5 protein-coding genes are annotated in these 5621 nt (G+C 70.3%); all 5 read right to left on the bottom strand.

Features of this window, described 5'->3' with window-relative positions:
* Window positions 1–1410: trypsin-like peptidase domain-containing protein (locus IM632_RS14130; RefSeq protein WP_296552511.1), on the bottom strand; the 1410-nt coding region annotated here is incomplete at its 3' end.
* A gap of 97 nt (window positions 1411–1507) precedes the next feature.
* Window positions 1508–2011 carry a cytochrome c-type biogenesis protein gene (locus IM632_RS14125; RefSeq protein ID WP_296483339.1) on the bottom strand — a complete coding sequence of 168 codons (504 nt, stop codon included), beginning with the start codon at window positions 2009–2011 and terminating at the stop codon, window positions 1508–1510.
* On the bottom strand, window positions 2008–3984 hold the full coding sequence (locus IM632_RS14120; protein ID WP_293514159.1) for a heme lyase CcmF/NrfE family subunit: 1977 nt from the start codon (window positions 3982–3984) through the stop codon (window positions 2008–2010). Before IM632_RS14120 ends, IM632_RS14125 begins: the two co-directional genes overlap by 4 nt.
* Complete coding sequence (ccmE, locus tag IM632_RS14115) at window positions 3981–4457, bottom strand: cytochrome c maturation protein CcmE (RefSeq protein ID WP_293514141.1); 477 nt, start codon at window positions 4455–4457, stop codon at window positions 3981–3983. Before ccmE ends, IM632_RS14120 begins: the two co-directional genes overlap by 4 nt.
* Window positions 4454–5621 (bottom strand): c-type cytochrome biogenesis protein CcmI (gene ccmI, locus IM632_RS14110; RefSeq protein ID WP_296552509.1); only part of this gene is annotated, 1168 nt, incomplete at its 5' end. The genes ccmE and ccmI, both read right to left, overlap by 4 nt.

Below are 5621 nucleotides of genomic sequence, written 5' to 3'. Positions count from 1 at the left end.
GTCACCCGCACGCAACAGGACGTCGTTCGCCTGCAGGCCCCTTTCGGCCGCATCCGAGGACCGCTCGACGGATGAGACCAGCAGCCCGCGCGCGTCGGCCGGCAGGCCGGCCCGACGGCGGCCGGCGTCATCGAGGGGCGCGACCGTCATGCCCAGAAGGCTCTGGCCAGCGGAAGGCCCCGGCCTGCCAGGACCCGGCGTCCCGCCATTCGGTCCGCCGGGACCACCGGCGAGTTGAGCCTCGGGCGGGCGGACCCCCGAGCGGATCTCGATAGTGCGAGGCTTGCCGCCCCTGATGATCTCCAGGCGGAGCAGATCGCCAGGTGAGGCCTTCGCCACCTGACGCGTCATTTCAGAGGACGAACGAACCCGGACGCCGTTGACCGAAAGGACGATGTCGCCGATCACCAGGCCCGCCCTTTCGGCGGGTCCGCCGGGAATCAGTTCGGCGACGATAGCGGCCTTCTGACCCGCCATGCCCTGGGCGGCGGCCATGTCTTCGTCGAAGTTCTGGATGGTCGCGCCGATATAGCCGCGCACCACCTTGCCGTTGGCGATCAGCTGCCGGGAAACCCGGGCCGCCACCTCCGCTGGCACGGCGAAGCCGATCCCCACCGATCCGCCGGTGGGCGAAAAGATCGCGGTGTTGACGCCGATCACCCGACCATAGGCATCGAAGGTCGGACCGCCCGAATTACCCCGGTTGATGGGGGCGTCGAGCTGGATGTAGTCCACGAAGGTCTGATCGATGTCGCGTCCGTAGGCCGAGACGATGCCGGCTGTTGCGGTCCCTCCGAGATTGTAGGGGTTACCCACTGTCAGGACCCAGTCGCCGACCCGGGGCCGGGCGGAGTTCTCGAAGTTGACGAAGGTGTAGCCCGAGCCCTTGACCTTGAGGACGGCGATATCGGTGCCCTCGTCCCGGCCGACCACGGTGGCGTCAAGCTCGGTCTCATCCTTGAGGACCACCTTGATGCTTTCGGCATCCTCGATCACGTGGGCGTTGGTGACCAGGTAGCCGTCGGCGGTGATGAAGAAGCCTGACCCGGCCGACTGGCGGCGGGGACCGCGCGGTCCCTCGCCCTCGCCGTCCTCGTCGTCGCCCTGGCGCGGGGGCCGGAACTCGAAGGGCAGGCCGGGGATCTGCCGCGGCATCCTGCTGACGTCGACCCGGGTGGTGACGTTGATCGACACAACCGCCGGCGAGACCCTCTCGAAGATATCGGCGAACGACATCGGCGCGCCAGGCGGCGGCCCGAAGTTCGAAGCCGCACTGGCCGCGGCGGCGGCGCCCGACGGCTGAGGACTGGTGCGGTCGGCGGCGGTCAGGCCTGCGGCCGCCATGGCCGTGCCGGCGACGAGGACCCCGGCGAGGGCGCCGATCAGGTATCTGCTCTTGGTCGAGCTCATATTGCGCTCTTCTTTCCCTGCGGCCCGCCGCGAACCGACGCAGCCGGGCGTGAACCTTCATGCCAAAGAGCGGCGCACCGCTCAAATGAGGATTACGTCATGCTTTGGGATCGTCGGGAGACGATTTGAAGGCAGGATCGTGTCCATCTGCGGTCCGGACCAGCTCCGCCAGCCGGGCGGACTCCTCCGGGGTGAACCATTCGGTCTCCGCACCGGCGCCTCGGACCCGGGCCATGAGGGCCAGGCCGCCCACCATCACCGCGGCCAAGGGCGCCAGCCAGAGGACAAGGTTGGCGATCGAGAAAGCGGGACGGAGCATGACAAACTCGCCGTAGCGCTCCACCAGCCAGCGTCGGACGGCCACATCGTCATCGCCCGCTGCGACGCGCTCGCGGACCAGGCGGCGGAGGTCGACGGCGAGCTCGGCCTGGGAGTCCTCGATGGACTCGTTCTGGCAGACCATGCAGCGCACCTCCTTGAAGAGGGTGCGCGCACGGGCCTCCTGAGCCGGGTCCGGCAGACGCTCGGCGGGATCGGACGCCGCAGCCAGGCACAGGGCCGACGCCAGGGCGGCGGCGAGGGCGAGGCCGGCGCGCCTCACGTCCGGGCCTCCCGGCGCCGGCCAGGGGCCAATCGTAGCCGGCGGTCGGTCAGCGAGATGAAGCCACCCAAGGCCATGACCGCGGGTCCCGCAAAGATGAGGACCGCCAGGGGGTTCCAGTAGCCGCGGACAAGCCAGACGGGGGCGCCGCCAGGACCCTCCCGCCGCTCGCCGAGCACGACGTACAGATGACTGACATCGACATTGCAGATGGCGACTTCGGAGGTGGTCTCTCCGCCGGTGGGATAGAAGCGCTGGGAGGGCGTGAGCATGCAGACCTCCCGCCCGTCACGCCGGGCGGAGATCCGCGCCTTCTCGGCTTCATAGTTGGGCCCGTCCACAAGGCGCACATCCCTCAGAACCAGCTCCCAGGCGCCGACCTTCAGGGACTGTCCGGGAGCGAGGGTCTGCGCCGCCTCGATCTTCCAGGCGGTCTCGAAACAGGCGCCGATGACAAAGATCCCCAAGCCAGCGTGAGCCAGCGTGGCCCCCCATGCGCCCCGGGGCAGGCCCCTCATCCGACGCAGGGACTCCGCCAAGGGCGCACGGAACAGCCGCACCCGCTGGGCCGCTTCGGCCAGGGCGCCGACGATCAGCCACGCCCCGAGGGCCAGGCCGAGACTGGCGAACGCCTTGCGCGGGGTCAGCAGCCAAAGGGCTGCAAGGCCAATGGCGACGCCGATGATCAGGGCGGGAATCAAGGTCCGCATCGCAGGCGCGAGGTCGGCCCGCTTCCAGGCGAGCAGGGGGCCGAAGGGAACCAGAAGGCACAGAATGGCCATCAGCGGGTTGAAGGTCAGGTTGAAGTATGGCGGTCCCACCGAAATCGCCTCGCCGGTGACCGCCTCCCGGATCAGGGGAAAGAGGGTGCCGAGCAGGACCGTGAGCGTCGCTGCGGAAAGCAGGATGTTGTTCGCCACAAGGGCGCTCTCCCGGCTGACCGGAGCGAACAGGCCGCCGGGGGCGAGCTTGGGCGCCCGCCAGGCGAACAGGGCGAAAGCCGGACCGGCGAGGCTCAGGAGGATGGCCAGCAGCAGCACGCCCCGTGTCGGATCGACAGCGAAGGCGTGGACCGAGGTCAGGACCCCGGACCGAACGAGGAAAGCCCCCAGCATCGAGAAGCTGAACGCCGTAAGGGCGAGAAAGACGGTCCAGCCCGGCAGCGCCCCCCGCTTCTCGGTCACGACCGCAGAGTGCAGCAGGGCCGCGCCGACAAGCCAGGGCATGAAGCTGGCGTTCTCCACGGGATCCCAGAACCACCAGCCGCCCCAGCCGAGCTCGTAGTAGGCCCAGTATGACCCCAGGGCGATGCCGATGGTCAGGAAGCTCCAGGCCGCCAGGGCCCAGGGGCGGACCCAGCGGGCCCAGGCCGCATCGATACGTCCTTCGACCAGGGCGGCCACGCCAAGGGAGAAGACCACCGACATGCCGACATAGCCGGCGTAGAGGAAGGGCGGATGCACCGCCAGGGCGGGATCCTGGAGCAGGGGGTTGAGGGAGCGCCCCTCCACCGGCGGGTCCGCCAGCCGTACGAAGGGATTGGAAGCCAGAACCGTATAGGCGAGGAAGACCGAGCCGATCAGACCCTGGACCGCCACGGCGCTGGCCTTGAGGTCCCGGGGCAGGTCGCGGCCACGTCCCGCCAGCACCGCCCCGAAGCCTGTCAGGGCGATGTTCCAGAGCAGCATCGAGCCCTCATGGCTGCCCCAGGCGGCGGCTACGCGATAGAGCACCGGCTTTTCGGAGTGCGAGTTGGCCGCCACGTTCGCCACCGAGAAGTCCGAGACGACGAAGGCGTAGACGAGGGCGGCGAAGGACAGGGAGAGCACGCCAAAGCTCGCCAGGGCTGCGCCCTCTCCAGCCCCCGTGAGCAACATCGAACGCCGCATCCGGCCGGCGGCTGACAGGCCCGTCTGCGCCAGGGACAGGACAAGGGCCAGGATCAGGGCGAAGGCGCCGAACTCGACGATCATGACGCTGGCCTCTGCGCGCCGTCGCCACGCCATTCGCCCTGGGCCTTCAGGGAGTCCGCCACCTGCTTGGGCATGTAGGTCTCATCGTGCTTGGCGAGGACCTGCCGAGCCTCGAAGACCCCGTCCGACCGGAAGGCGCCGGTGGCGACGATACCCTGCCCCTCCCGGAACAGGTCGGGCAGGTCGCCCCGGAAGTGGATCCGGTCCGCGGCGATATTGTCCCGGATGCTGAACTCGACCCGGCCATCTGTGTGATGGACGACGCTCCCGTCGACCACGAGGCCCCCCAACTGCACAGACTGCCCGGGCGGCGGGCGTGCGGCGTCGGCCTGGGCCGGGGTGTAGAAGTAGGAGATGGAGTCCCGGAGCCCCCAAAGAGTGAGGCCCGCTGCAAGGGCCAGGACCGGGGCGACGACGGCGATCACGGTCAGGCGCCGGCGCGCGCGAGGGGATCGGGGCATCCAGCCAGTCATTTCATAGGCTCCGCTGCGGCGGCCTTCTCGAGCTGTTCGAGGATCTGGGGCTGGCCGGAGTACCTGCGGCTCGCACGGTCCAGAGCGGAATCGCGTCGAGCGGCGTCCCCGAGGACAGCATAGGAGCGGACCAGCCTGACCCAGCCGTCGGGGTCATCGGGATTGAGCTCGAGGCGCTTGGCGAGGCCGGCCACCATCTGGCCGATCATTTCGGAGGTTGGTCCCTCCATCGCGGGCGCGGCGGGCGCGCGGACCTCTCGGATGGCGGCGTCAATATCGGCGCGACGGGGATCGCCGGCGGGCAGCTCAGCGGCGATCGCCTCAAGGTCCCGGATCGCACCTTCCTGGTCCCCGGAGGCCGCCCGTCCGCGGGCGAGGTGGAAGCGCGCCGGCAACGACCGGGGGTCGAGGCGGACGGCCTCGGTCAGGACCTCGCGCGCCTCTGCGGTGATCTCTCCTTGGGACCGGGCCAGGAGACTGAGGCCCAACATCTCCCAGAGGTCGGCGCGCCCGGGCGCCAGAGCGATCGCCCGACGAAGAGCGCGGGCGGCGGCGGCGGGGTTGTCCGACTGGGCCTCCGCCAGGGCGAGGAAACGGTAGCCCTCGGCCTCCGGCCGCACCTTGAGGGCCTCGCGCAGGACAGCCGCCAGCTGGGGTGGGGTCAGGTCGGTCAGCTGCCCTGCCCGCCAGGTCTCGATCCGGCTGTCGAGGGGCTGGTCAGGGAGGCCTGGCCGCCCGAGGACCAGATATGCCGCCAGGGCGGCCAGGCCGACGCCTGCCGCGGCGGCGAGCAACACGGGACGCTGCCCGGTGGGCGCGGTCCATCCGACCGCCGCAGAGTCGGCGGCGACCAGCAAGCGGCGGCCCGCCTCCGCCCGCGCGGCCTCCCGCTCGGCGGGCTCCATGAGGCCGCGGTCGGCCAGGTCGTCGATTTCGGCGAGCTGTCGGCGGTAGACGTCGAGAGTCGGGTCCTCCAGCCCGGACTGGGGCGCGGACCGGGCGGCCCGGAGGAGGATGACTGCCGCAGCGGCGACCGCAAGGAGCCCCGCCGCCGTCCAGAAAACGACCATGGGCGCCATGTAGACGTTTTGGACCGCCGGCGCGAGGGGTACACGGCGATCAATCGGCGCTGCGGGGCAGGTCCAGGCGCACCCGCAGGCCGCC

Source organism: Phenylobacterium sp., assembly GCF_020402505.1.
Classification (GTDB): domain Bacteria; phylum Pseudomonadota; class Alphaproteobacteria; order Caulobacterales; family Caulobacteraceae; genus Phenylobacterium.
Note: the sequence above shows the minus strand (reverse complement) of the source record. Positions and strands in the feature narration are given on the sequence as shown.

Excerpts from the sequence above, each read along its gene's own strand:
- ccmE (WP_293514141.1), bottom strand. The coding sequence starts at position 4,457 with ATGACTGGCTGGATGCCCCGATCCCCTCGCGCGCGCCGGCGCCTGACC.
- IM632_RS14120 (WP_293514159.1), bottom strand. The coding sequence starts at position 3,984 with ATGATCGTCGAGTTCGGCGCCTTCGCCCTGATCCTGGCCCTTGTCCTG.